The 25,592-nt window shown below is 72.4% G+C and carries 18 protein-coding genes; 14 read left to right on the forward strand and 4 right to left on the reverse strand.

The features are described from left to right. Nucleotides 1-21: 21 nt before the first annotated feature. The 4 genes from ABZ930_RS18385 to ABZ930_RS18400 form a co-directional block, all read right to left on the reverse strand. Nucleotides 22-978 (reverse strand): ABC transporter ATP-binding protein, encoded by a 957-nt coding sequence (locus ABZ930_RS18385; protein ID WP_361549027.1) that lies wholly within the window; start codon nt 976-978, stop codon nt 22-24. A 50-nt stretch (nt 979-1,028) separates the two neighbouring features. Then, entirely contained in the window at nt 1,029-3,005 is a 1,977-nt protein-coding gene (locus tag ABZ930_RS18390) for a dipeptide/oligopeptide/nickel ABC transporter permease/ATP-binding protein (RefSeq protein ID WP_361548892.1), read from the reverse strand. Continuing rightward, nucleotides 3,005-3,955: an ABC transporter permease gene (locus ABZ930_RS18395; RefSeq protein WP_361548894.1), complete on the reverse strand. Its 951-nt coding sequence runs from the start codon at nt 3,953-3,955 to the stop codon at nt 3,005-3,007. The genes ABZ930_RS18390 and ABZ930_RS18395 overlap by 1 nt, the downstream gene beginning before the upstream one ends. A gap of 81 nt (nt 3,956-4,036) precedes the next feature. Beyond that, nucleotides 4,037-5,593 carry an ABC transporter substrate-binding protein gene (locus tag ABZ930_RS18400; RefSeq protein WP_361548896.1) on the reverse strand — a complete coding sequence of 519 codons (1,557 nt, stop codon included), beginning with the start codon at nt 5,591-5,593 and terminating at the stop codon, nt 4,037-4,039. Nucleotides 5,594-5,829: 236 nt separating this feature from the next. On the opposite strand from ABZ930_RS18400, the gene ABZ930_RS18405 reads away from it, so the two are divergent. The 14 genes from ABZ930_RS18405 (at nt 5,830) to ABZ930_RS18470 (ending at nt 25,589) form a co-directional block, all read left to right on the forward strand. Further along, nucleotides 5,830-6,549 (forward strand): FadR/GntR family transcriptional regulator, encoded by a 720-nt coding sequence (locus ABZ930_RS18405; protein WP_361549029.1) that lies wholly within the window; start codon nt 5,830-5,832, stop codon nt 6,547-6,549. A 228-nt stretch (nt 6,550-6,777) separates the two neighbouring features. Then, on the forward strand, nt 6,778-7,791 hold the full coding sequence (locus ABZ930_RS18410) for an acetylxylan esterase (protein WP_361548898.1): 1,014 nt from the start codon (nt 6,778-6,780) through the stop codon (nt 7,789-7,791). Between the two features lie 25 nt (nt 7,792-7,816). Beyond that, on the forward strand, nt 7,817-9,277 hold the full coding sequence (locus ABZ930_RS18415; protein WP_361548900.1) for an exo-alpha-sialidase: 1,461 nt from the start codon (nt 7,817-7,819) through the stop codon (nt 9,275-9,277). 71 nt (nt 9,278-9,348) lie between these two features. Next, nucleotides 9,349-10,308 (forward strand): dihydrodipicolinate synthase family protein, encoded by a 960-nt coding sequence (locus ABZ930_RS18420; protein ID WP_361548901.1) that lies wholly within the window; start codon nt 9,349-9,351, stop codon nt 10,306-10,308. Continuing rightward, complete coding sequence (locus ABZ930_RS18425; RefSeq protein WP_361548903.1) at nt 10,305-11,255, forward strand: ROK family protein; 951 nt, start codon at nt 10,305-10,307, stop codon at nt 11,253-11,255. The genes ABZ930_RS18420 and ABZ930_RS18425 overlap by 4 nt, the downstream gene beginning before the upstream one ends. After that, nucleotides 11,252-11,926, forward strand: a complete 675-nt coding sequence (locus ABZ930_RS18430) for a putative N-acetylmannosamine-6-phosphate 2-epimerase (RefSeq protein WP_361548905.1) — start codon at nt 11,252-11,254, stop codon at nt 11,924-11,926. The genes ABZ930_RS18425 and ABZ930_RS18430 overlap by 4 nt, the downstream gene beginning before the upstream one ends. Before the next feature lie 579 nt (nt 11,927-12,505). Beyond that, nucleotides 12,506-13,984, forward strand: a complete 1,479-nt coding sequence (locus ABZ930_RS18435; protein ID WP_361548907.1) for a sugar transferase — start codon at nt 12,506-12,508, stop codon at nt 13,982-13,984. A gap of 73 nt (nt 13,985-14,057) precedes the next feature. Continuing rightward, nucleotides 14,058-15,374 (forward strand): nucleotide sugar dehydrogenase, encoded by a 1,317-nt coding sequence (locus ABZ930_RS18440; protein ID WP_361548909.1) that lies wholly within the window; start codon nt 14,058-14,060, stop codon nt 15,372-15,374. Then, nucleotides 15,364-16,605 carry a glycosyltransferase family 4 protein gene (locus ABZ930_RS18445; RefSeq protein ID WP_361548911.1) on the forward strand — a complete coding sequence of 414 codons (1,242 nt, stop codon included), beginning with the start codon at nt 15,364-15,366 and terminating at the stop codon, nt 16,603-16,605. The genes ABZ930_RS18440 and ABZ930_RS18445 overlap by 11 nt, the downstream gene beginning before the upstream one ends. Next, nucleotides 16,602-17,999, forward strand: a complete 1,398-nt coding sequence (locus tag ABZ930_RS18450) for a Wzz/FepE/Etk N-terminal domain-containing protein (protein ID WP_361548913.1) — start codon at nt 16,602-16,604, stop codon at nt 17,997-17,999. The genes ABZ930_RS18445 and ABZ930_RS18450 overlap by 4 nt, the downstream gene beginning before the upstream one ends. Further along, on the forward strand, nt 17,996-19,513 hold the full coding sequence (locus ABZ930_RS18455; RefSeq protein WP_361548915.1) for a Wzz/FepE/Etk N-terminal domain-containing protein: 1,518 nt from the start codon (nt 17,996-17,998) through the stop codon (nt 19,511-19,513). Before ABZ930_RS18450 ends, ABZ930_RS18455 begins: the two co-directional genes overlap by 4 nt. A gap of 3 nt (nt 19,514-19,516) precedes the next feature. Beyond that, nucleotides 19,517-21,451 carry an asparagine synthase (glutamine-hydrolyzing) gene (gene asnB, locus ABZ930_RS18460; RefSeq protein ID WP_361548917.1) on the forward strand — a complete coding sequence of 645 codons (1,935 nt, stop codon included), beginning with the start codon at nt 19,517-19,519 and terminating at the stop codon, nt 21,449-21,451. Nucleotides 21,452-21,468: 17 nt separating this feature from the next. Beyond that, entirely contained in the window at nt 21,469-23,652 is a 2,184-nt protein-coding gene (locus ABZ930_RS18465) for a bi-domain-containing oxidoreductase (protein WP_361548919.1), read from the forward strand. Continuing rightward, a complete protein-coding gene (locus ABZ930_RS18470) occupies nt 23,649-25,589 on the forward strand; it encodes an alginate lyase family protein (protein WP_361548921.1) in 1,941 nt (646 codons plus the stop codon). The genes ABZ930_RS18465 and ABZ930_RS18470 overlap by 4 nt, the downstream gene beginning before the upstream one ends. Nucleotides 25,590-25,592: the final 3 nt, after the last annotated feature.

Here is a 25,592-nt window from a genome sequence, read left to right on the forward strand (position 1 = left end):
TCACGCCCGCGCGCACCGGTGTCACCGCTCCTGCGGGTGCACGCAGTGCCACCGCCGGCCGTCGTCGCTCGTCCGCGCGGCCGGGAACGCGGTGGCGCACACGTCGTCCGCCTTCCAGCAGCGCGTACGGAACGGGCAGCCCGTCGGCGGACGGGTGGCCGACGGCACCGGGCCGTGCAGCACGATCCGGTCCGGCCGCTCCAGGAGGCTGGGTGTCGCGGACAGCAGCGCCTCCGTATAGGGATGCCGGGGCCGGCCGGTGACCTGGTCGGCCGGTCCCTCCTCGACCACGCGCCCCAGGTAGAGCACGGCGATCCGGTCGGCGAGATAGCGCACGGTCTGGACGTCGTGGGAGATGAAGACCATGCCGAGCCCGAGGCGTGCCCGCAGGTCCGTGAGGAGGTTCAGGATCTGCGCGCGCACCGACACGTCCAGCGCGCTGGTCGGCTCGTCGGCGACGATGAGCTCGGGCTCCAGCGCGAGCGCGCGGGCGATCGCCACGCGCTGGCGCTGTCCGCCCGAGAGCTGACCGGGCGTCGCGTCCAGGGTGTGCCCGGGCAGGCCGACCAGATCGAGGAGTTCCAGGACGCGGGCCTCGCGGGCCTCCCGGGTGCCCCGGCGGTGCACGTCCAGGGGGTCGCGCAGGATGCGGCGGACCGGCAGCCGCGGGTTGAGCGCCGTGGACGGGTCCTGGAAGACGACGCCGACCGCGGGCCCGAAGTCGTCGCGCCGTTCGGCCGCGGACATCGACCACAGGTCACGGCCGCGGAACCGCACCTCGCCCTCGGTGGGCCGCTGGAGCCCCGTGACCACCCGCGCCAGTGTCGACTTGCCGCAGCCCGACTCGCCGACGAGGCCCAGGATCTCGCCGCGCCGCACCTCCAGCGAGGCGTCGGTGAGCGCGTACACGGAGTCGCGGCGCAGGATCCCGCCGCTGCGCGCCTTGTGCCGTACGTGGATGCCGTCGAGCCGGATCAGCGGGTCCGTGGCGGATTCCCCGGAGCGGTCCGGGGCGTGCTGCAGCGCGGTCATCGGGTCTTCTCCAGGGACGGTACGGGCTGTGCTGCGGGCGCCGGGTGGTGGCAGGCGAACCGGTGGTCGTCCGTGCCCCCGCGCTCGGCGGCGGCCGGGGGAGTGGCGGCGCACAGATCGGTGGCGGCGGCGCACCGCGAGGCGAACCGGCAGCCCGCGCCGAACGACCGGGGCGCGGGCACCACCCCGCGGATCTGGTGGAGCCGGTCCGCGCCCGCCTCCAGGGAGACGACGGAGCCGAGCAGACCGCGGCTGTAGTGGTGCGCCGGATCGGTCAGCAGGGAGCGGGTCGTCCCGGCCTCCGCGACCTGACCCGCGTACATGACGGCCACCCGGTGGGCGAGGTCGCCGACGAGGGCGAGATCGTGCGAGACGAGGACCATGGCGAAGCCGAGCTCGTCCCGCAACTGGGTGAGCAGTTCGACGACCTGGGCCTGCACGGTGACGTCCAGCGCGGTCGTCGGCTCGTCCGCGATGAGCAGCCGGGGGCTGCGCGAGAGGGCCATGGCGATCAGGACGCGCTGGCGCTGGCCGCCGGAGAGTTCGTGCGGATAGCTGCGCAGGGTGCGGTCGGGGGAGAGGCCGACCAGGTCGAGGAGTTCGGCGGGGGTGCGGGTGCCGCCCCGGGAGGTGAGCCGCTTGAGCTGGGTGCCGATCAGCACGGACGGGTTCAGGGACGACATGGCGTCCTGGTAGACCATGGCGATCTCCGGGCCCATCAGGGCGCGGCGCTCCCTCGGCGTCAGGGTGAGCAGATCGCGGCCGCGGTAGCGGATCTCGCCCTCGACCTCGGCGTTGCGGGCCAGTAGCCCCATGATCGCGAGGCTGGTGATGGACTTGCCGCAGCCGGACTCGCCGACCAGACCCAGCGTCTCGCCCTCGCGCACGGTGAAGGAGATGCCGTCGACGACGCGCGTGTCGCCGTACCGGTCGGGGAAGCGGATCGCGAGGTCGCGGACGACGAGCAGGTCGGCCGCGTCGGCGGGCAGCGCCGGGACCGCGGGCTCGATGTGCGAGAGGCGCTCGGCGAGTTCGGCGAGTGCGGTGTCCACGTCGCCCTGCGGCACGGCGGTGTCGCCCGGCACCACGGGGTGCGCCTCGTCGTCGCCCCCGGTGCGGGACCTGTCCGGTGCCGCCGCCGCGTCCGTCAGCCCCTCCGACAGGATGTTCAGCGCGAGCACGGTCACCAGCAGGCACAGACCGGGGAAGAAGGTGGCCCACCAGCCGCCGGACAGCAGGATCTGCCGGCCGTACGCGAGGACGCTGCCCCAGCTCGGGTCGGGGTCCTGCACACCGGCGCCGATGAACGACAGGCTCGCCTCGAAGATGATCGAGTCGGCGACCATGACGGTGGCGAACACCAGCACCGGGGCCGCGCAGTTCACGGCGACGTGCCGCGCGACGATGTAGCCGCGCCGGGCGCCGATGACCTGCTCGGCGGCGACGTAGTCCTCGCCGTACTGCTCCAGGACGTTGGCGCGGACGACGCGGGCCAGCGAGGGCGCGTAGACGAACGCGATGGTGAAGATGATGACCGGGACGCTCGGTCCGAACACGGCGACGAGCACGGCGGCGAGGGCGATCGGCGGGAACGACATCACGACGTCGAGCGTGCGCATCACGCTCTCGTCGGCGAGCTTGCGCGAGGTGGCCGCCAGCGCGCCGAGCACGGAGCCGATGGCCAGGGCCAGCAACGTGGCGCCGAAACCGATGACGAGCGAGTAGCGCGCTCCGTGCACCACACGGGCGAAGACGTCGCGGCCGGCCCGGTCGGTGCCGAACCAGTGGGCGCCGCTCGGCGCCTGGGCCGGGGTGCCGGTGGCGAGTGGGTCCTGGGTGAGCAGAGGGGCGAGGGCCGCGCCGAGCACGACGACCAGGAGCACACCGAGCGCGACGCGGGCGGTGGGGGAGAGGCGGCGCAGCCGGGCGCCGGGCCGGGCGAGGCGCCCGGCGAGAGAGCGTGGGGCGAGCATCACACCGTCCTGATACGCGGGTTGACGAGCAGGTAGAGCAGGTCGACGACGACGTTGACCACGAGGAACGCGATGGCGATCGTGAGCACGGTGCCCTGGACGAGCGCGACGTCCCCGCCGGAGACGCCTTCGAGGATCAGCTTGCCCATGCCGGGCAGGTCGAAGATCGCCTCGATGACGACGGCGCCGCTGAGCAGATAGCCGACCTTGACACCGAGGACGGTGAGTGGGGTGACCAGGGCGTTGCGCAGCACCGAGCGGATGATGAGGAACGGCGGCAGGCCGCTGCCCCGGGCGGTGCGCACGTAGTCCCGGTCGAGTTCGGTCACCATCGAGGTGCGGATGAGGCGGGCCAGCGACGCGGCGACGGGCAGCGCCAGCGAGATCGCGGGCAGGGCGAGCGAGCGCAGCCAGCCGGTGAAGGAGTCGGCCGGGTTCACATAGCCGCCGGTCGGGAACAGCGGGGTGTTCAGCGCGAACTGCTGGATGAGCAGCACGCCGAGCCAGAACGACGGCAGGGCGATCCCCGCCATCGACAGGACGCGGAAGACCTGGTCGGGCCAGCGGTCGCGGTACATGGCGCTGGTCACGCCGAGGACCAGCGCGAGCACGATGGCCAGCGCCAGGCCGAGCAGGGTCAGCTGCAGGGTGAGCGGGAAGGCCGTCAGAATGCGGTCGACGACGGGCTGGCTGGGCGGCACGGTGACCCCGAGGTCGCCTCGCAGGAGTTGGCCCAGGAAGGAGAAGTACCGCACGGGCAGGGGGTCGTTGAGCCCGTGCGCCTCGGCGAACGCGGCCCGCGCCGCGGGGCTCGCGCTGTCGCCGAGCGCGTTGTACGCGGGATCGGCCGGCGAGAACTGCATGACGACGAAGACCAGCAGCGCGATGCCGAGGATCATCACCGGCATCATCGCGACGCGGCGCAGCGCGAGCCGGAGGAATGCAACCATCGTGAGGTTCCTAGAGGTTGGGGGCCGGGCCCGCCCCGCGGATCAGGTGCGGGCGGGCCCGGCGGCCTTGCGGTGCGACGGTCAGGCGCGGCCGACGTCGACGAAGGACAGGCCGGTCGTCGGCAGCGGCTGGAAGCCGGTGAGCGCGTCGGTGGTCCAGGCGGTGGGCAGCTTGCGGTGCAGCACCGGGTAGAGCGCGGCCTCCTCGGCGACGAGGTCGGTGACCTGCCCCCACAGCTCCTTGCGCTTGCTCTCGTCGGCGGCGCCCGCGGCCTTGTCAAGGAGCGACTTCGTCTTCTTGTACGCGGCCGAGCCGGTCCAGCCGTAGCGCTTCTCGGGCCAGAATCCGTAGTAGAACCAGCGCAGCAGCAGGTCGGCGTCGTTGCCGAAGACCGACGGGTCGCCCGGCGCCGCCAGCACGTCGAAGCTCCCCTTGTCGACCTTGGCGTACTGCGCCGGGGACTGGGCGATGTCCAGCTTGGCGTCGATGCCGGCCGCAGCCCAGCTCTCCTTGATCAGCGGGGCGATGTCCTTGACCCAGCCGGTGTCGGTGAGCATCAGGGTGAACGACAGCTTGCCGACGCCGGCCTCGGAGAGCAGCTTCTTCGCCTTGGCGACATCGTGCCCGTAGACGGTCGCGGCCTTGTGGTAGTCCGGGTGCGTCGCGGGCACGTACCCGGAGGCGGGCTCGGCGTTGCCGAGCAGCGCCGTCTCGATGATCTTCTCGGTGTCCAGGGCGTAGTGCAGCGCCTGGCGCACCCGCTTGTCCGCGAACCGCTTGTCCTTGCAGTTGAACATGAGGAACAGCAGTCCGAACGACTGCACCGACTCGACCTTGTTCTTGCCGGTGAAGCCCTTCATGTCGATGTAGGGCACGTCCTCGATGGCCTGCACGCGCCCGGACCGCAGGGCGCTGACCCGGGCCGACGCGTCCGACATCAGGTGCCAGACCATCTTCTCGGCCTTGGCCGGGTGGGGGCCGTTGTACTGGTCGTAGGCCTCCATCACGATCTTGTCCTCGCGCGTCGCGGAGACGAACCGGTACGGGCCCGAGCCGACCGGCTTCGCGTCGAACGCCTTGGCGTCCGCGCCCGCGATCTTCTTCGGGACGATCCGCACCACGGACACCCGCGAGGGGAAGAGGGCGAAGGGGTACTTCAACTTGAACTCGACCGTGCTGTCGTCGACCGCCGTGACCTCGTCGATGAACGGCACGAACTGCGCCATCAGCGAGGCGTTCTTCTCGTCGAGCACCCGCTCGAAGCTGAAGACCACGTCCTCGGTGGTGACGGCGGAGCCGTCGTGGAAGGTGGCGCCCTTGCGGAGCGTGGCCCGGTAGGTCGTCCCGTTGATCTTCTTCGGCAGGGCCGTGGCCAGCGCGGGGCGGGCGACGAGCGTGGCCGGGTCGAGATCGACCAGGCCCTCGAAGATGTGCATGTTCGCCGCGTACGGCGTGGCCCCCGACGTGATCATCGGGTCGAAGCCCGTGGACAGCGGGTAGGACAGCCCGGCCTCGATGGTGCCGGTGTCACCGGCCGCTGAATTCTCCGCCCCGTCCCCGCTGGAGGCCGGGCCGCCGCAGCCCGTCGACCCGACGGTGATCGCGGTCGTCACACCGATGGCGCTTGTGTATCTCATGAAGGTGCGGCGATCGACGCCGGCTGCGCTGCGCGAGGGCAAGGAGTCCTCCAGGCGGAAGAGAGGGTGACTAAGAATGACCAGAGACGTGGTCGTTCCGGCAGCGAGTGTGGTGAGAACCTCACAGACTGCGCATCAGACGTATGATGTCTGACGCCTTGATAGTGTGGGAAGGTAGTCCGGTCAAGGAGAGGGGTCAAGAGGTGGCGGTGGAACAGGGGTCCGCGCGGCCGGTGATGCCGGCGCCCAAGTCGGCGCGGCAGCCGCTCAGACAAGAGGTCGTCGACGGCATCAAGACGTACATCCTGCACAACAAGCTCCGCCCCGGCGACCCGCTGCCGACCGAACCGGCCCTGTGCGAGGCCCTGGGCGCGAGCCGCTCCAGCGTGCGGGAGGCGATCAGGATCCTCACCGCGCTCGACATCGTCGAGGTGCGCCACGGACACGGCACGTACGTGGGCCGGCTCAGCCTGTCCGCCCTGGTCGAGAGCCTCACCTTCCGCGGTCTGCTCAGCCCCGACGACGACTTCCAGGTCATGTGGGATCTGGTCGAGGTGCGCGAGCTCTTCGAGCGGGGCATGGCCGAGCAGCTCGTCGCCGCGCTGGACGAGGAGCAGGTCGACCGGCTCCAGGGATACGTGGACACGATGCGCAGGACCGGCGCGGGCAAGGGCAACGGCTTCGTCGACGCGGACCGCTCCTTCCACACGCTGCTCGTCGCGCCGCTCGGCAACAACCTGATCGGCCAGCTGTCCGCGGCCTTCTGGGACGTCTACGTGATCGTCGCTCCGCATCTCGACGTGTTCACGCACGAGTACGGGGCCGCCACCATCGCCAACCACCAGCGCATCGTGGACGCCGTGCGCGCCCGTGACGCCGCTGAGTTCGAGGCGGCGCTGGTCGACCACTACGAGCCGGTGCGCCGCCGGATCATGGAGGCACGGGCCCGCCGCTGACCCGGCCGTCCGCGCCCGAGGTACCGCTCCGCACGAGCGGTACCTCGTCGTGTCCTCCACCGGGCCCGATTCCGGCCCGTGCTTCTTGACGGGTGTCACGGAGGCTCCTAGAGTCCCCTGACAGCAGACATCTGACGTCTGGTGTTTCGAGGTGACCGGCCTCCGTGCCGACCCCACGTTCCCTTCCGCCGTGCCGCACGCACGCCACACCCATCGGGGCCCCTTCTCATGCCGCTGACGGACCTGACCCTCGCCCAGTGCCTGGCACTGCGGCCCGAACTCGACGAACCCGCGGACCTCGACCGGTTCTGGACCGGCACCCTCGACCGGGCGCGCGACACCGACACCCGCCCGCACTTCGCACCCGTCGACACCGGCCTGACCCAGGTCACGACCTTCGACGCGACCGTGCCGGGCTTCGACGGCGAACCCGTCCGGGGATGGCTGCACCTGCCGGCCGGCGCACGCGAACCGCTGGGCTGCGTCGTCGAGTTCCTCGGATACGGGCGGGGCCGGGGCCTCCCGCACGAGCAACTGCTCTGGGCGAGCGCCGGATACGCGTACTTCATCATGGACACCCGCGGCCAGGGCTGGTCCACCGCCGTCGGCGCCACCCCGGACGCCGCCGCGACCGGCGGCTCGGTCCCCGGCTTCCTCACCCGAGGGGTCGAACGCCCCGAAGACCACTACTACCGAAGGGTGTTCACCGACGCCGTCCGCTGCGTCGACGCCCTGCGCGACCACCCCGCCGTCGACCCGGCCCGCATCGTGGTGACCGGCGTCAGCCAGGGCGGCGGCATCGCCCTCGCGGTGGCGGGACTCGTGCCGGGGCTCGCGGGCGTGCTGCCGGACGTCCCGTTCCTGTGCGACATCCGGCGCGCCGCACGGATTTCCGCCACGAGCCCGTACACCGAGATCGCCGCCTACTTGAGCCTGTACCGCGAGCGCACGGACAGCGTGTTCCGCACGCTGTCCTACGTCGACGCGGCCCACCTCGCGGCCCGGGCCACCGCCCCGGCCCTGTTCTCCATCGCGATGATGGACGACATCTGCCCACCCTCCACCTGCTTCGCCGCCTACCACCGCTACGCCGGCCCCAAGGACGTCCGCGTCTACGAGTTCAACGGCCACGAGGGCGGCGGCGGTCATCACCGGCGCGAACAGCTCGGATGGGTGCGCACACTCCTCGCCCCCGGTCACCCCACGGATGCCCGGCCCCTGCACGACCCCCAACTCGTCTGACCCCCACCCGAGAAGAGGTCCGTTCATGCAGCGAAGAGTCACCCTGGCCACCCTCGCCGCGGCACTCACCGTCGTGGCCGCGACGACGACCGTCGCCCACGGCGCCACGGCGGGAACCCTCACCTCGCAGGACCTGGCCACCGCGGGAACCGGCTCCCCGTACTACCGCATCCCCGCGCTGACCCGGACCGGCGCGGGCACCCTGATCGCCGCCTACGACGCCCGCCCCACCCTCGCCGACCTGCCGTCCGACATCGGGGTGGTGGTGCGCCGCAGCACCGACGGCGGCGCCACCTGGCAGGCCCAGCAGGTCGTCCGCAAGGACGCCGCGCCCAAGGGGTACGGCGACCCCAGCCTGCTCGTCGACCACGACACCGGCCGCATCTTCCTCTTCTACGCGGCCTCCGTGAACCAGGGCTTCCTCGGCTCCGCCACCGGCAACGACGAGAGCGACCCGAACGTCCTCCAGGCCGACTACAGCTACTCCGACGACGACGGCGCGACCTGGAGCCACGAGCGCATCACCGCCGACATCAAGGACCCGTCCTGGGGAGGCATGTTCGCCGCGTCCGGCGAGGGCATCCAACTGCGTCACGGCACGTACAAGGGGCGCCTGATCCAGCAGTACGCGATCCGCAAGAACGGCGCGAACTACGCGGTCAGCGCCTACAGCGACGACCACGGCGCCACCTGGAGAACGGGCACTCCCGTGGGCCCGGGCGGCGACGAGAACAAGACGGTCGAGCTGTCCGACGGGCGGATCATGCTCAACAACCGCTCGGCGCCCTACCGGACGGTGGCCTACTCGAGCGACGGCGGCGTCACCTACACCGCCTTCCAGCAGGACACCGAACTGCCCGACCCCGCCAACAACGGCTCGATCACCCGCTTCGCGCCCGGCGTCGCCGCCTCCCACGCGCGGGCGCCCTGGCTGATGTTCAGCAACACCGCGACCACCAGTGGCCGCACCAACCTCACCGTCCGGCTGTCCTGCGACAACGGCCGGAATTGGCCGGTGCGCAAGACCGTCGAGGCCGGCTCGGCCGCGTACTCGACGCTCACCCCGCTCAGCGACGGCACCGGCGCCAACGCCCGCATGGGCCTGCTCTGGGAACGCGACAACTACCAGCACATCACGTACTCGTCGTTCGACCTCCAGTGGCTCGGCGGGGTCTGCGCCCCGGTCACCGTCACCCCGCCCGCGAGCCTGAAGGCGGGTGCCACCACCGAGGTCTCCGTCCGCGTCGTCAGCCAGAACGACGTGGCGCTGCCCGCCGGTTCGGTCACGCTCACCCTGCCGTCGGGCTACAGCGCGCCCGGCGTGACCGTGCCCGCGCTCGATCCGGGCCAGGGCGCCACCGTGAAGGTGCCCGTCACCGTGCCCGCGACCGCCACGGCCGGAACCGTCAAGGCCACCGCCGACTACCAGGTCCGCGGCCGCCAACACGCCTACGGCGACGGCACCTTGACCATCGCAGCCCAGTGACCCCGCGGGGCCGCCCGCGCGGGCGGCCCCGCCCGTTTCCGATCCACCCACGCACCATCTCTGGAGTTCCCATGTCCTGGTCCCAGCCTCTTCGCGGCGTCGTCCCGCCCCTGTGCACCCCGCTCGACAGTGCGGGCGAGGTCGACACGGCGTCCCTCGCCCGGCTCGTCGAGCACCTCATCGGCGGGGGAGTGCACGGTCTGTTCGCGCTGGGCTCCAGCAGCGAGGTCGCCTTCCTCACCGACCGGCAGCGCGCCGTGGCCCTGGACACCGTCGTCGAGGCCGCCGCCGGACGCGTCCCGGTCCTGGCCGGTGTCATCGACATGACCACCCCGCGCGTCGTCGAACACGCCCGCGCCGCCCACGCCGCGGGCGCCGAGGCCCTCGTGGCCACCGCCCCCTTCTACGCCCGCACCCACCCGGTCGAGATCGCCCGCCACTTCCGCACCCTGCGGGAGCGGGTCGACGTCCCCCTGTTCGCCTACGACGTGCCGGTCTCGGTGCACAGCAAACTCTCCGCCGGGCTGGTGCGGGAACTCGCCGAGGACGGCACGATCGTCGGCCTCAAGGACAGCAGCGGCGACGAGGGCTCGCTGCGCCGCCTCCTCGTCGAGCTCGGCGGGCGGCACGGCCGCGCCGACGGCCCTGCCCCCGACTTCAGCATCCTCACCGGCTCCGAACTGACCGTGGACGCCGTGCTGTTGGCGGGCGTCGACGGAGTCGTCCCCGGGCTCGGCAATGTGGACCCGGCCGGATACGTCCGCCTCTACGACGCCGTGCGCGGCGGCGACCTGGACACCGCCGTCAAGGAACAGGAGCGGCTGGTCGAGCTGTTCGGCCTCGTCGACGCGGGCCCGGAGAGCGAGATGGGCCGCAACTCCTCGGCCATCGGCGCGTTCAAGCACGCCCTGAGCCTGCTCGGCGTCTTCACCCAGGGCACGACCGCCGTGTCGCAGATCCAGCTGAGCGCGGACTCGATCGCCGTCGTCGAACGGCACCTGCGGGCGGCCGGCCTGCTGCCCGTCCGATGACTCCCACGACACGGCCCGCGCCGGTCATCGGCCTCGACCTGGGCGGCACGAAGATCGACGCCGCCCTCGTCGGGGCCGACGGCACCCTCCTCGCCCGCCACACCCGGCCCACCCCGGCGGCCGACGGCGCCGAGGCCGTCCTCGACGCCCTGGCCGGGGCCGCCGCCGCGGTGCGCGACGCGCGGGCCACCGCCATCGGCGTCGCCGCGGCCGGCGTCATCGACCCCGTGAGCGGAACCGTCACCAGCGCCACCGACACCATCCGCGGCTGGGCCGGTACCGCCCTCGCCGCCGGACTCGCCGCCCGTACGGGGCTGCCGGTGGCCTGTGACAACGACGTCCGCGCCGCCGCCGGCACCGAACTGGCCGCGCAGGGAGGCCCGTTCGGCTCCTTGATCTACGCGGCCGTGGGCACCGGTGTCGGCGGCGCCGTGGCCGTGTCCGGCCGCATGCTGCACGGCGCGCGCGGCATCGCCGGACACCTCGGGCACCTGCCCAGCCCCGAGGCCGCCGGGCTGCCCTGCACCTGCGGCGCCACCGGCCACCTCGAAGCCGTCGCCGCCGGGCCCGGCATCGCGGCGCGCTACGCCCGCGTCACCGGAACCCCGCCCGGGCCCCTCCAGCGGGTCGCCGCCCGCGCCGGACGCGGGGACCCGGACGCCGTCGCCGCCATCACCCTCGGCGCCCGGGCCGTCGGACGCGCCCTGGGCGGTCTCGCCAACGCCCTCGGCCCCGAGCGGGTCGTCGTCACCGGCGGAGTCACCCGGATCGGCGCGCTGTACCGAAACGCCCTGCACGAGGCGTTCAGCGCCGAACTCATGCCGCCGCTCGCGCAGTTGACGCCGGGCGAGCCCCGCGTCGGACACGACGCCGCGGTCCTGGGCGGCGCCGCGCTCACCCGCACCCTGCCCCTGCACACCCCGCGCACCACCGGAGCCAGCCGATGACCCACCCCCTCGCAGCGGCCCTCACCGGCCGCCTCGTCGTGTCCTGCCAGGCGCCGCCCGGCGACGCGATGCGCCACACCGACACCCTCGTCCGTATGACCCGCGCCGCCGAGGCGGGCGGCGCCGCGGCCGTGCGCGTCAACGGGCCCGAGGTCGTCGCGGCCGCCGTCGCCACCGTCGGCCTGCCCGTCATCGGCCTGTGGAAGGACGGCGACACCGGCGTTTACATCACCCCGACGGTCCGGCACGCCCGCGCCCTGGTCGAGGCGGGCGCCGCGGTCGTCGCCGCCGACGCCACGGCGCGCCCGCGCCCGGACGGCGGCACGTTCGCGGAGCTCGTCGCCGCCGTGCACGAGGCCGGTGCCCTCGTGATGGCCGATGTCTCGAACCTGACCGAAGGAATCGAGGCAGCGCGGCTGGGAGCCGACTTCGTCTCCACCACCCTGTCCGGGTACGTCCCGGGATCGCCGCGGCAGAGCGGCCCGGATCTGCGGCTGGTCGCCGAACTCGCCGCGGCCGTCTCCGTTCCCGTCGTCGCCGAGGGCCGGATCGCCACTCCCGCGCAGGCGGCCGAGGCGCTGGCCGCGGGGGCCGCGAGCGTGGTCGTGGGCACCGCCATCACCGCGCCGACGGCGCTGACCCGGCTCTTCGTGGAGGGGCTCGGCGGCTGATCGAATCCGGACGACTTTCTCCAAGAGGGGCCTGATCCAGGGGGTCCGGCCGCCGCTGCCGGGCCCCCTGGAATCGTCACGTCGGCACAGGTCACACGGTGTGTGCGGCTCATGAGGGCAACTGTGGGCGAACATCGGCCAGTTGAGCCGACTTCAAATATCAAGCACAAATTCCACACATCCCCCTCTTCAGGGGGGTCCCCATGGTCTAGATTGACCGTGCTTCACATGGTGGGACACGGGGCGACAAATGCTGATCTCTCGGTCACGAGTCGTGGCTGATCGGCAGGAGTCACTCCAGTCCCGGCAGTGAGGTGATCCATTTGTGGAGTCCAGCAGGGGCCCTGGGTGAGGGGAGCACTCATGGCGTCGACGGGTTCTCGTGTGCTGTCGCGGTTTGCGCGAGGCAGGCGTGGGGGTATTCGTCGTGACGGGCTCGAACAGCGCTGAACGGCCGTGAGGCCGAGCACGGAAGGCGGGGGCTTTCCGGCGGGAGAACGGCGCGGTGCGGGAGGCGGGGGCCTCCTGGGGGAATTGCATCACCGACCAAGCACCACCACTGGGGACCGGGGGGTTTCTGTGCGGCAGGGGGGATTAGTCGGCCCTTTTTCGTCGGCGCGCGGGCGTCTGACGGACGAGGCGATCAGCCAGCCGGCGAACGACTGGGAGCAGCGGTACCGCCGCTCCGTCATCACGAGCGACATGGTGGCCACCGCCTTGGTGGTGGCGGCCATAGGCAACTTCTTCGGGGCGCGCGACGCGGCCAACTGGCATGAGAAATGGGGGATCCTGGCCTTCGGCACCGAGCTGCTGGTGCTGGCCGCCCTCACGGTGAGCCGCGCCTGGGCCCCCGCCGTGCTCGGCCAGGGAGCCGAGGAGTTCCGCCGACTCGGGCGCTCGCTGTTCACGGCGACCGTCGTGCTCGCGCTCGGCGGCATAGCGCTCACCTCGCGGAACATCAAACTCTGGATCTTCGTCGCGATCCCCGCGATCGGGATCGTCACCATGACCGAGCGGTATCTGCTCCGGCTCTGGCTGCACAAGCAGCGCAAGGACGGCCAGTGCCTCAGACCGGTGCTCGCCGCCGGAAGCCCGGCCACGGTGCGCGACCTGATCACCCGGACCCGCAAGTTCCCGCACCTCGGCTGGCGCATCGAGGCCGTGTGCACGACGGACGGGCTCGGGCCCGACGGCGACCACCTGGACGGAGTGCCGGTCGTCGGCCGGCTCGCCGACCTGGCCAGCCATGTGCAGCGCGACGGTTATCGCGTCGTCGCCGTCACCCCGGACCCGCACTGGACCCCCGACCGACTGCAGCGGCTCGCCTGGAACCTCGAGGGCAGCGACGCCGAGATGGTCGTGGCCCCCGTGCTGATGGAGGTGGCCGGTCCGCGTCTGCACGTCGACGCGGTGCTCGGGATCCCGTTGCTGCGGGTCAGCATGCCGACCTTCACCGGCGCCCGCCGGGCCATCAAGGCGGTCGTCGACCGGCTGGGCGCGGCACTCCTTCTGGTGCTGTTCGCACCGCTGATGGCGCTGGTCGGGATCCTCGTGATGGGCGACAGCCGCGGCGGGGTGTTCTACCGCCAGCGCCGGGTCGGCAAGAACGGCGAGGAGTTCACCATCCTCAAGTTCCGCACCATGGTCGCCGGAGCCCACGCCGCGCGCGCCGAGCTGGCCGACCGCGACGAGGGCGCGGGACTGCTGTTCAAGATGCGCCGGGACCCTCGGGTGACCCGGGTGGGAACCGTGCTGCGCCGGTACTCGCTCGACGAGCTCCCGCAACTGTTCAACGTACTCACCGGGTCGATGTCGCTCGTCGGCCCGCGACCGCCGCTGCCGGAGGAGTCCGCCGCGTACGGCCCGGACATAAGGCGTCGGCTGCTGGTCAAGCCCGGACTGACCGGACTGTGGCAGATCAGCGGGCGCAGCGACCTGCCGTGGGAAGAGGCCGTCCGCCTCGACCTGCGGTACGTGGAGGACTGGTCACTCGCCCTGGACACGGTGATCTTGTGGAAGACGCTGCGAGCGGTGATCCATGGGCAGGGGGCGTACTGATGCGTGGGGACCGCCGGACCGGCGGTGCGCGGACCGCAGGCCACAAGGGCCTGCCTGGGGGGAGTAACACGTCATGAGAGTCAGCGTTTTCGGGCTCGGCTACGTGGGCTGCGTGTCGGCCGCGTGCCTGGCCAGCATGGGTCACGAGGTCATCGGGGTCGACGTCAACCAGGTGAAGGTCGACCTGGTCAACGACGGCAAGGCCCCGGTGGTCGAGGAGCGGATCGGCGAACTGATCGCCGACGTTGTGCGGACCGGAGCCCTGCGCGCCACCCGCGACGTCCGCGAGGCGATAGCCGACAGCGAGGTGTCGCTGATCTGCGTCGGCACACCCTCGGAGTCCAACGGCAGTCTGTGCACCACCTATCTGGAGCGGGTCACCGAGGAGATCGGCACGGCACTGGCCGAGCGCGGCGGACGGCACACCGTCGTCTTCCGCAGCACCATGCTCCCCGGCACCTGCCTCAACCTGCTCGTGCCCATCCTCGAGAAGAGCGTCGGCGGCACCGCGGGTGTGGAGCTGGGCGTCGCGGTCAACCCCGAGTTCCTCCGCGAGGGCACGAGCGTGCGGGACTTCTTCGACCCGCCCAAGACCGTCATCGGCGAACTCGACCCGGCCAGCGGCGACGCCGTCCTCGCGCTGTACAAGGATCTGCCCGGCGAGGTGTTCCGGGTGCCGATCCCGACCGCCGAGGCGATCAAGTACGCCGACAACTCCTTCCACGGCCTCAAGATCGGCTTCGCCAACGAACTGGGCGCGGTCTGCCAGGCGTTGGGCGTCGACTCCCACCAGGTGATGGACGTGTTCCTCGCCGACCGCAAGCTGAACATCAGCCCCGCCTATCTGCGGCCCGGCTTCGCCTTCGGCGGCTCCTGCCTGCCGAAGGACCTGCGCAGCCTCGTCTTCGCGGCGCAGCGGGCCGACGTCTCGGTGCCGATCCTGTCGCACGTGCTGTCGTCCAACGCCGACCATCTCCAGCGCGCGGTCGACCTGGTCGAGCGCTCCGGCAAGCGCCGCGTCGGCCTGTTCGGTCTGTCCTTCAAGCCCGGCACCGACGACCTGCGCGAGAGCCCGCTCGTCGAACTGGCGGAGCGGCTCTTCGGCAAGGGCTACGACCTGCGGATCCACGACGCGAACGTCAGCATGTCCCGGCTGCTCGGCGCCAACCGCGAGTACATCGAGAACCGGCTGCCGCACCTCGCACAGCTGCTCGCCGACTCCGTCGACGAGGTGCTCGACCACGCCGAGGTGTGCCTGGTCGGCACCAAGGACGAGGCCGTGCTCGCGGCCCTGCCCCACGGTGACGGACCCGACATCATCGACCTCGTCCGCCTCCCCGACGCCGACGCGCGCCGGACCGAACCGGGATACACGGGCCTTGTCTGGTAGCGCTGTCGGCGGTGACCGGCACGGCCGGCGCGCGCTGATTCTGGTGGAGAACCTGTCCGTGCCGTTCGACCGGCGGGTGTGGCAGGAGTGCCTGACCCTGCGCGACGCGGGCTGGGACGTGCACGTCATCTGTCCCCGCGGCGAGAAGCGGGACACGGAGCCGGAGGCGGTGATCGACGGGGTGCGGATCCACCGCTACCCGCTGCGCGCCGCCACCGGCGGCCCGGCCGGCTATCTGCGCGAGTACGGAACGGCGCTGTGGCACACGGCCCGGCTGATCCGCAAGGTCGGCCCGGTCCACGTGGTCCACGCCTGCAACCCGCCCGACCTGCTGTTCCTGGCGGCCCGGTGGCTCAAGCGGCGTGGCGCGCGGTTCGTCTTCGACCAGCACGACCTGGTGCCCGAGCTGTACCTGTCCCGGTTCGACCGCGGCAAGGACCTGCTCTACCGCGCCGTGTGCGCGCTGGAGCGGCGCACCTACCGGGCCGCGGACATCGTGCTCGCCACGAACGAGAGCTACCGGGACGTCGCGGTCAGTCGCGGCGGCAAGCGGCCGGAGGACGTCTTCGTGGTGCGCAGCGCACCCGCGGTCGAGCGGTTCCAACCGGTGCCGCCCGAGCCGGAGTTGAAGCGCGGCAAGCCCCATCTGCTCTGCTACCTCGGGGTGATGGGCCCCCAGGACGGCGTCGACTACGCGCTGCGCGCCCTCGCCAAGCTGCGCGACGAGTTCGGGCGGACCGACTGGCACGCCGTGTTCGTCGGTTCCGGTGACGCCTTCGACGCGATGGTGGAGCTGTCCCGGTCGCTCGGACTCGACGACCAGGTCCAGTTCACCGGACGCGTCCCGGACGCCGACCTGGTGCGCTACCTGTCCACGGCGGACGTCTGCCTCTCGCCGGACCCGCGCAACCCGCTCAACGACGTGTCGACCATGAACAAGGTCCTCGAGTACATGGCGATGGGCCGCCCGCTCGTCTCGTTCGAGCTCCGGGAGGCACGCGTCTCCGCCGGCGACGCGGCCGTCTACGCGCCGGCCAACGACGAGGCCGAGTTCGCCAAGCTCATCACCGTGCTGCTGGACGACCCGGAGAAGCGCGCCGAGATGGGCCGGATCGGTCAGGAGCGGATCAGCGGACCGCTCTCGTGGAGCAACTCGCAGGCCTCACTGCTCGCCGCCTACGCCGCGGCGTGCGGCCCGACGGTACGGACAAGGAAGAGGCCGCGTCGTTGAACGAAGACACGATCCGTCTGGTCGTCATCGGACGGATGCTCCGACGGCGGTGGCGGCTGCTGGCCGCCCTCGCCGTGGTGGGCGCGCTCGTCGGCTACGGCGCCTCGCTGGTGTTCCCGCCGCGCTACACGACCACGGCCTCGGTCCTGCTGCCCGGGCAGTGGGAGGAGCGTGAACTGCTCACGCAGGTCGACATCGCGACCAGTTCGACGGTGCTCGACCTCGTGGCCGACAAGCTGCGCTGGTCGGGCGTCAGCGGCACCGACCTCGAGGACCAGGTCGTCGCCAAGGCGGCGGACGGCAACATCATCAAGATCTCCGGCACGGCCGACACACCCCAGCACGCCCAGCGGCTCTCCGACCGCACGGCCCAGCAGTTCGTCGGCTTCGCCAAGCAGATCGCGGGCGGCAGCGCCGACAACGAGGCGGCCACCGAGCGCGCGGCGCTGCGCAAGCAGGTGGAGGCGGCCAACCGCCGCATCAGCGAGCTGGCCCGGGCCGCCGACCCCGGACAGACCGTGGAGGGCGTCGAGGCCCGCACCTCGCTGGAGAAGCTGCGCACCTCGCTGGAAGAGGCGATGACGAAGCTGGACCAGGCCGACCCCGCGAGCAACACGGCCGGCATGGTCGTCATGGGCCCGGCGGCCCGGCCCACCGGCGAAGCGGCCCCGACCCGGGTCCAGCTCATCGCCGCGGGCGCCGTGCTGTTCTTCCTCGTCGCGGTGATCGGCCACCTCGCCGCGGCCCGGATGAACCGGCGCCCGCGCACCGAGCGCGAGATCGCCGCGGCGCTGGGCGCGGACCTCATCGGCAGCGTCGACGTACCCGACGACGGGCACGCGCACCGCGCGGAGGGCGGCGGGACCAGGGCCCGGCTCGGCCGGCTCCTCGGCACCGACACCCGATGGGACACCCCGGACCCGCAGAGATCGGGCGACGAGGCCGGCAGACGCATCCGCTACCGGCGCGTGTGCGCCCGCCTGCGCGACCGCTCGCCGGCGCACCAGCGGCTCCTCGCGGTCGTACCGGAGGGCGATCGCGTGGCCCAGCGGGCGGCCGGGCAGCTCGTCGCCGAGGCCGCGAACGACCCGTCCACCGGCTCCGCGAGCGCGGGACACCCCCTGCTGCGGCTGGTCCCGGTGTCCGTGGACCGGCCGATGGTGCCGGACCGCGCGACCGAGTCCGGAGCCCTGATCGTGGTCAGCGCGGGCAACTGGACCAGCGCCGAACTCACCGGCATCGCCCGGGCGTGCGCGGACGGCGGGCACGAGGTCGTCGGCCTCGTCGTCGCCGACCCGGTCCTGGCCCGGCCGTCGTCGCCGGCCGATCACCCTCCGCACCACGCCGCTCCGGCGCCGGCGGTCCACAGCCACGCCCCGGGAGGCTCAGCGTGACGACGAGTACGACGTCGGAGTCGTCGGCGCCCACTCCGCTCATCGATCTTCAGGGACTGGTGGTGGCGGTGCGCAGGCGCCGTCGCCTCTGGTCCGCCATGGCCCTGTTCGGGCTGCTGGCCGGCGCCGCCATCGCGGTCGTGCTGCCGCCGCCCCCGAGCGCGGTCACCAAGGTGCTGGTCGCCCACGCCGACGACCAGCCGAACGACTCCGGGACCCTGATACGCACCGACGTCGAGGTCCTCGGGACCACCCGCATCGCCGAACTGGCCCTGCGCTCCCTGAACTCCTCGCAGAAGCCCGAGGACTTCCTGCGGGACTACCAGGGCACCGGCCTGACCAACAACCTGATGCAGATCGACGTCACGGGCGACACCGAGGCGCAGGCGGTCGACCGCGCCCAGGCGCTGGCCGACGCGTTCGTCGCCGACCACGTACGCCGGATGCGGGCCACCGCGAAGGCCGAATCGGACGCCCTGCTCGAACAGCGCGACCGAATGCGGAACGAACTCGCCGAGGTCAACAAGGAGATCGGCGACCGTTCGCCGGACACCGACCCGCAGGCGTCGGCGAGCCTGGAGACGCTCTTCGCCCGCCGCGCCGAACTCAACTCGCGGATCGCCGACTTCGACGAGCGGGCCGCGGACGCACGTACCGGCATGCCCCGGGTCACCGCCGGCACCCAGATCGTGGACGATCCGCGCCCAGTGCCCTACTCGATGCCCAAGTCCGCCGCCACCGACGCCGCGATCGGCCTCGTCCTCGGCCTCGTGCTCGGGCTCGCCCTGGCCGCGGTCGGCGTGGTGGTGAAGGACCGCCCGGTGCTGCGCCGGGACATCGCCGCCCACCTCGGCGCCTCGGTCATCACCGATCTGCCCCGCCGGTCCGCACTGCCCTGGCGGCGGCGCCGGGCCCGCGTGGCCCGCGAGCGGCTCACCACGAGCCTTGCCCGCACCGTGCGCGGTTCCGCGGAGGCGGTGTCCCTGCTCGAACTCGGCGCCGCGCGCACCACCGGCGTCCTCGCCCTGGACATCGGCCGGCAGCTCGCGGCCGAGGGACCCGTGGCCCTCATCGACGGACTGCCCGGCTCCCAGCTCTCCGGCCACCGCGCCAAGCCGGGCGACCCGGCCGTGATCGGCGGCGAGCGGGCCGCGGCCGAACCCCAGCAGGAACTCCGGCTCGGCGTCGGCTCGGTGGCGCCCGGCACGGCCTGGACCGACCTGCAGTACCTCGGCACCCAGACCGTTCTCGTCGTCCGGGCCGGACACGGCAGCGCCGCCTGGCTGCACACCGTGGCACGGCAGCTCGCGGACCAGCGCATACCGGTGATCGGAGTGGTGCTGACCGACCCCGACCCCAGGGACCGCACCGACGGCACGCTGTGGGACGGACTGCACACCGCGCTGCGCGGACGCAGCGAACGGCAGGAACGGCCGGGCGGGACCGCGCGACGCGCGGAGCGGCAGCCGATGTGGGCCGCACACGGCGTGGACAACGACCAGGAGGCGCGGTAATCCATGTGTGGCATCGCAGGCACGTACCGATGGCCGGACGGGAAGATCGTCACCGACCGGCTCACGGACATCCTCGCCCACCGCGGCCCCGACGGAGCCGGCCGGTACGGCCATCCCCTCGCCGACGGCGAGGTACAGCTCGGACACCGGCGACTGTCCATCATCGACCTGTCCGAGACCGGCGCCCAGCCGATGGTCTCGGACGGCCTCGCCCTGACGTACAACGGCGAGCTGTACAACGCGCCGGAGCTGCGGGCCGAACTGGAGTCCACCGGCGCCCGCTTCCGCGGCACCTCCGACACCGAGGTGGTCCTCGAGGCCTGGCGGCGCTGGGGCACGGACTGCCTGCCCCGGCTGCGCGGCATGTTCGCGTTCGGCATCTTCGACGAGCGCACCGGTGAACTGGTGCTCGCCCGCGACCAGTTGGGCATCAAGCCGCTGTTCCTGCTGCGGCGCGGCACGGGTCTGGTGTTCGCCTCCGAGCTGAAGGCGCTCGCCGCCGCGACCGGCGGCAGGCTGGAGGTCGACCACGCGGCGCTGGTCGCCTCGCTGCTCTACTACTGGGTGCCGGACTCCCGCTGCGCGTTCCGCGAGGCGGAGAAGCTGCCGCCCGGGAGCTGGCTGCGCGTCCGCCCCGACGGCCGGGTCGAGCGCGGCACGTACTGGAGCCTGAAGGAGGTCGCCGCCGAGGGCCAGGAGCGGGCCCGCAGCGGCGAACTGCCGGACCTCGCGGCCATCGTCGAGGAGTCCACCCGGCGCCATCTGCTCTCCGACGTCCCCGTGGCGACCTTCCTCTCCGGCGGACTCGACTCCAGCTACCTCACCGCGCTCGCCGCCCGCCACCAGCCCGGTATCTCGGCCTACACGATCGGATTCCGCGCCGAGGACGCCAAGTTCGAGGCGATGCCGGACGACCTGCGCTACGCCCGGCAGGTGGCCGAGCGGTTCGGCGTCGACCTGCACGAGATCGAGATCGCGCCCAATGTCCTCGACCTGCTGCCGCAGATGACGTACAGCCTGGACGAGCCGATCGGTGACCCCGCGGCGATCAACACCTTCCTGATCTGCTCGGCCGCCCGGGAGGCCGGGGTCAAGGTGATGCTGTCCGGGATGGGCGCCGACGAACTGTTCGCCGGCTACCGCAAGCACCTGGCCAACACGATCGCGCTGCGCTACCAGCGCGTGCCCCGGCCGCTGCGGCGCACCGTGTCCGCCGCCGTCGGCCGGCTGCCGGTGGCCACCTCCCGCAGGGGGCTGCGCTCGGTGCGCTTCGCGAAGCGGTTCCTGTCCTTCGCCGAGCTGCCGGAGGAGACCGCGTTCCGGCGCAGCTACACCATGTACGACCGGCCGGAGCTGCTCTCCCTGATCGACCCGGACCTGGCCGGGACGGTCGACGACGTCCTCACCGAACACGCGGACACCTACGAGGACAACGCCCTCGACGACTTCGTCAACCGCATGTGCCTGACCGACGCGCGGATGTTCCTGCCGGGCCTCAACCTCGCCTACACCGACCGCTCCAGCATGGCCGCGTCGACCGAGGTACGCGTGCCCTACGTGGACGTCGAGGTGGTGAAGGCCGCGTTCGCCTTCCCCGGTGACCGCAAGATCGCCGGAAAGCAGGGCAAGGCCGTCCTCAAGGAGGCGGCCACCTCGATCCTGCCCAAGGAGATCGTCTACCGGCCCAAGGGCCTCTTCAGCGCCCCGCTGCGGGCCTGGATGAGCCGGGACCTGGCACCGCTGGTGCGCGAGGTGGTCAACGACGGAGAGCTGGTCCGCTCCGGCTTCCTGCGCCGCGATGCGCTGCGCCGCCTCGTCGCCGAGGACGCCGCCGGACAGCAGGACTACTCCAAGCATCTGTGGCACGTACTGACGCTCGAGCACTGGTACCGCGACGCGACCTCCGGGTCCGGCCAGAGCGCTCGACCGACGGCTTAGGAAATAGAGGAGTTCGGGTGAAGCAGGTCGTACAGAACTACAAGAGCGGCGAGCTGGCGGTGCTCGACGTGCCGGTACCGGGGTGCAAGCCGGGTGGGGTGCTGGTCCGCAGCGCCTACTCGCTGATCTCCACCGGGACCGAGCTGATGAAGGTCTCCGAGGCCGGCATGTCGATGCTGGGCAAGGCCCGTTCCCGCCCCGACCAGGTGGCCAAGGTCATGCAGAGCGTGGCCACCAACGGGGTGCCCGCCACCTATCGCAAGGTGATGGGCAAGCTGGACTCCTACACGCCGCTCGGCTACTCCCTGTGCGGGATCGTCGAGCAGGTCGGCGCCGGCGTCGACGACGTGAAGGTCGGCGACCTCGTGGCCTGCGCGGGCAACGAGCACGCGCTGCACGCCGAGCTGAACTGGGTGCCGAAGAACCTCTACAGCCCGGTGCCCGAGGGCCTCGCGCCCCGGCACGCGGCCTTCGGCACCGTCGGGTCGATCGCGCTCCAGGGCGTCCGCCAGGGCGAGCCGCAGCTCGGCGAGGTGGCCCTGGTCATCGGCCTCGGCCTGATCGGGCAGCTGGTGGCGCAGCTCCTCACCGCCGCCGGTGTCCGCGTCGTCGGCGTCGACCCCGACCCGGCCCGCTGCGAACTCGCCGAGAGCCTGGGCGCCGCGGCCACCGGCGACCCCGCATCCGCCGCCGTGGAGGCCGCCGTCGCCGAACTCACCGGCGGCCACGGCGTCGACCAGGTGTATCTGGCCGCGGGCGGCGCCAGCAACCAGCCCGTCGAGCTGGCCGCCCGGCTCTGCCGCGACCGCGGCCGGGTCGTCGACATCGGCAAGTGCCGCCTCGACCTGCCCTGGAACGCGTACTACGAGAAGGAACTCGACGTCCGCTTCTCGCGCAGCTACGGCCCCGGGCGCTACGACCCGGAGTACGAGCTGGAGGGGCGCGACTACCCGATCGGCTATGTGCGCTGGACCGAGCGCCGCAACCTCGCGTGCTTCCTCGACCTCGTCGCCCGCGGCCGCGTCGACGTGGACCCGCTGATCTCCCACATCGCCGACTTCGACGACGCCGTGGACACCTACCAGCGCCTCAAGGACGGCGAACTCAAGGCCGTGGCCGTGCTGTTCCGCTACGCCGAGCAGGAGGCCGAGGACGGGACGGAGCGGCCCGCCCCCGAGGTGGCCGTGCCCGCGGTGACCGTGCGGCCGGGACCGGCCCGCGCCGTCTCGTCCCCGGTGCGGGTCGCGTTCGTCGGCGCCGGCAACTACGCGACCTCGATGCTGCTGCCGCACCTCGCGCAGCGCGACGGCATCGAGCTGTCCACCGTCGTCACCACGACCGCGCTGTCGGCGGCCAACGCGCAACGCAAGTTCGGCTTCGCCGAGGCGACCACCGACCTCGACGCCGTACTCGGCGACAAGTCGATCGACGCGGTCTTCGTCGTGACCCGGCACAGCTCGCACGCCGAACTGACCCGCCAGGCGCTCCTCGCGGGCAAGACCGTGTTCGTGGAGAAGCCCCTGGCACTCACCGAGGACGAACTCGCCGGTGTGCTCGCGGCGGTCGAGGAGTCCGGCAACGACCGGCTCCAGGTGGGCTTCAACCGCCGCTTCGCCCCGCTGCTGCACGAGTCCAAGTGGCGGTTCGGCGTCCGCACCGGACCGGCGAGCCTGCGCTACCTGGTCAACGCCGGACGGCTCCAGCAGGGCAGCTGGTACCTCCAGCAGGGCACCGAGGGCTCGCGGTTCGCCGGTGAGGGCGGACACTTCATCGACACGGCGAGCTGGCTGCTCGACGCCGACCCGGTCTCGGTCTACGCGACCGCCACGGCCGGCAACGAGGACCTCCAGGTCGTCCTGCGCTACCCGGACGGCTCCACGGCCACCATCAGCTACGTCACCACCGGCGCCCCCGGCTACCCCAAGGAGACGCTGGACCTCGTCGCCGACGGCAAGGTGCTGCGCTTCGACGACTTCGTGCGGGCCTCGGTCTACGGCCGCAAGCGCTGGGTCAGCTCCCGGCTGCCCAAGGCCCGGGACAAGGGCCAGAACGCCGAACTCGCCGCGTTCTTCAAGGCCGTGCGCACCGGCGGTCCCATGCCGGTGCCGCTGGAATCGCTGGTCGCCACCACCGCGGCCACCCTCGCCGTGCAGACCGGCCTGGCCGGTGGCGCGCCGGTGACGTTGGCGGGGCCGCGATGACCATGAGCGCGGGCTGGTACCTGCGGCGCCTTTCCCGGATGGGGCCGCAGGAGATCGCGGGCCGGGCCGGCGACGCGGCGCGCCGCCGCCGGTGGCGGTCGGCGCGGCCCGAGGCCCCCGGCGTGACCGGCGCCCGGTTCACGGCGGTGCTGCCCGCCGGGGCGATCGCCGCGATCCCGCCGGACGCCGCCAAGCGGCTCGTCGCCGAGGCGGACCGGCTGATGTACGGGCACGCCGAGTACTTCGGCGTGGTCCGCGACGACCTGGCCGACCCGGACTGGTGGTGCGACCCGAAGACCGGCCGCCGTGCCCCGTGGGGCTACGCCTTCGACGTGCCGTACCGCGACGAGGACGCGGTCGGCGACATCAAGCAGATCTGGGAGCTGTCCCGGCACCAGTACCTCACCCGGCTCGCCGCCGCCTACGCGATCACCGGCGACGAGCGGTACGCCGAGCGGACCGCCGACCACCTGCGCTCGTGGTGGACGGCCAACCCGCCGCTGCGCGGCGTGCACTGGATCAGCGGCATCGAGCTGGGCATCCGGCTGCTCTCCTGGGTGTGGGTGCGGCGGCTGCTCGACGGCTGGTCCGGCGTCTCGGGCCTCTTCGAGGACAACCCGGTCGCGGTGAACCAGATCTGGCACCACCAGCGCTGGCTGGCCGCGTTCCCCAGCCGCGGCTCCTCGGCGAACAACCACGTCATCGCGGAGACCGCGGGACAGTACGCCGCGGCCTGCGCGTTCGACTGGTTCCCCCAGTCGGCGCGCTGGCGGGACGGCGCGCTGCGGTCCCTCGACCGGAACCTGCGCGCCAACACCTTCCACTCGGGGCTCAACCGCGAGCTGGCCTCCGAGTACCACGGACTCGTCCTCGAACTCGGCCTGGCCGCGCTGGCCGAGGCCGACGCGGCGGGCCGGCCGGTCCCCGCGACGCTGCGGATCGTCCTGCTGCGGATGACCGACGCGCTCGCCGCCGTCGTGGACAACCGGCTCAGACCGCCGCGCCAGGGCGACGCCGACGACGGCCACGGCCTGGTCGTGGACGGCGCCGGCACCGACCGCTGGGGCTCGCTGCTCGCCACCGGTGACGCCGTGTTCGGCCGCCTCGACTGGTGGCCCGAGGTGACCGGCACCGACGTGCGCACCCCGCTCCTCGCCGCGCTCATCAAGCCCGTACCACCGTCCGTGACCCGCCCGAAGACCCGCCCGGCGCACTTCGCGGACGCCGGGATGACCGTCCTGCGCGGCCCGGAGAAGATCTGGTGCCGCTGCGACGGCGGCCCGCACGGCTTCCTGTCCATCGCCGCGCACGCCCACGCCGACGCGCTGTCCGTGGAGGTCCGGCACGACGGGGTCGACGTGCTCGCCGACCCCGGCACGTTCTGCTACCACGGGCAGCCCGAGTGGCGGCAGTACTTCCGCTCCACCCTCGGCCACAACACCCTCGAGCTGGACGGCACCGACCAGTCCGTCTCCGGCGGCCCGTTCCTGTGGACCCGGCACGCCCGCACCCGCGTGCTGGCCGTGGAGACGTCCGGGGGCGTGGCCCGCTGGAGCGCCGAGCACGACGGCTACCAGCCGTCCACGCACCGCCGCCGGGTGGAACTGGCCGCCGACAGCGAGGAACTGCGCCTGGTCGACGAGGTGCGCGGACCGCGCCGTGACGTCCGGCTGGCCTTCCACCTCGGCCCCACGGTCGCCGCCGACCTGGTGGGCAACCGCGCCGTCCTCACCTGGATCCACGAGGGCGAGGGCCGTTCCGCGGTGCTCGACCTGCCCGGGCAGCTGAGCTGGCGGGCGCACCGCGGGGAGAGCGAACCGCCGCTGGGCTGGTACTCCCCGGGATTCGGGCGCAAGGAAGCCGCCACCACGCTGGTCGGAACCGGCAGCGCCGAAGGCGCCGCCGAGTTCACGACCGTGCTCGGGTTCCGCGGGTAGGGG

Source organism: Streptomyces sp. NPDC046716 (assembly GCF_040645755.1).
In the GTDB taxonomy this organism is placed as follows: Bacteria; Actinomycetota; Actinomycetes; order Streptomycetales; family Streptomycetaceae; genus Streptomyces.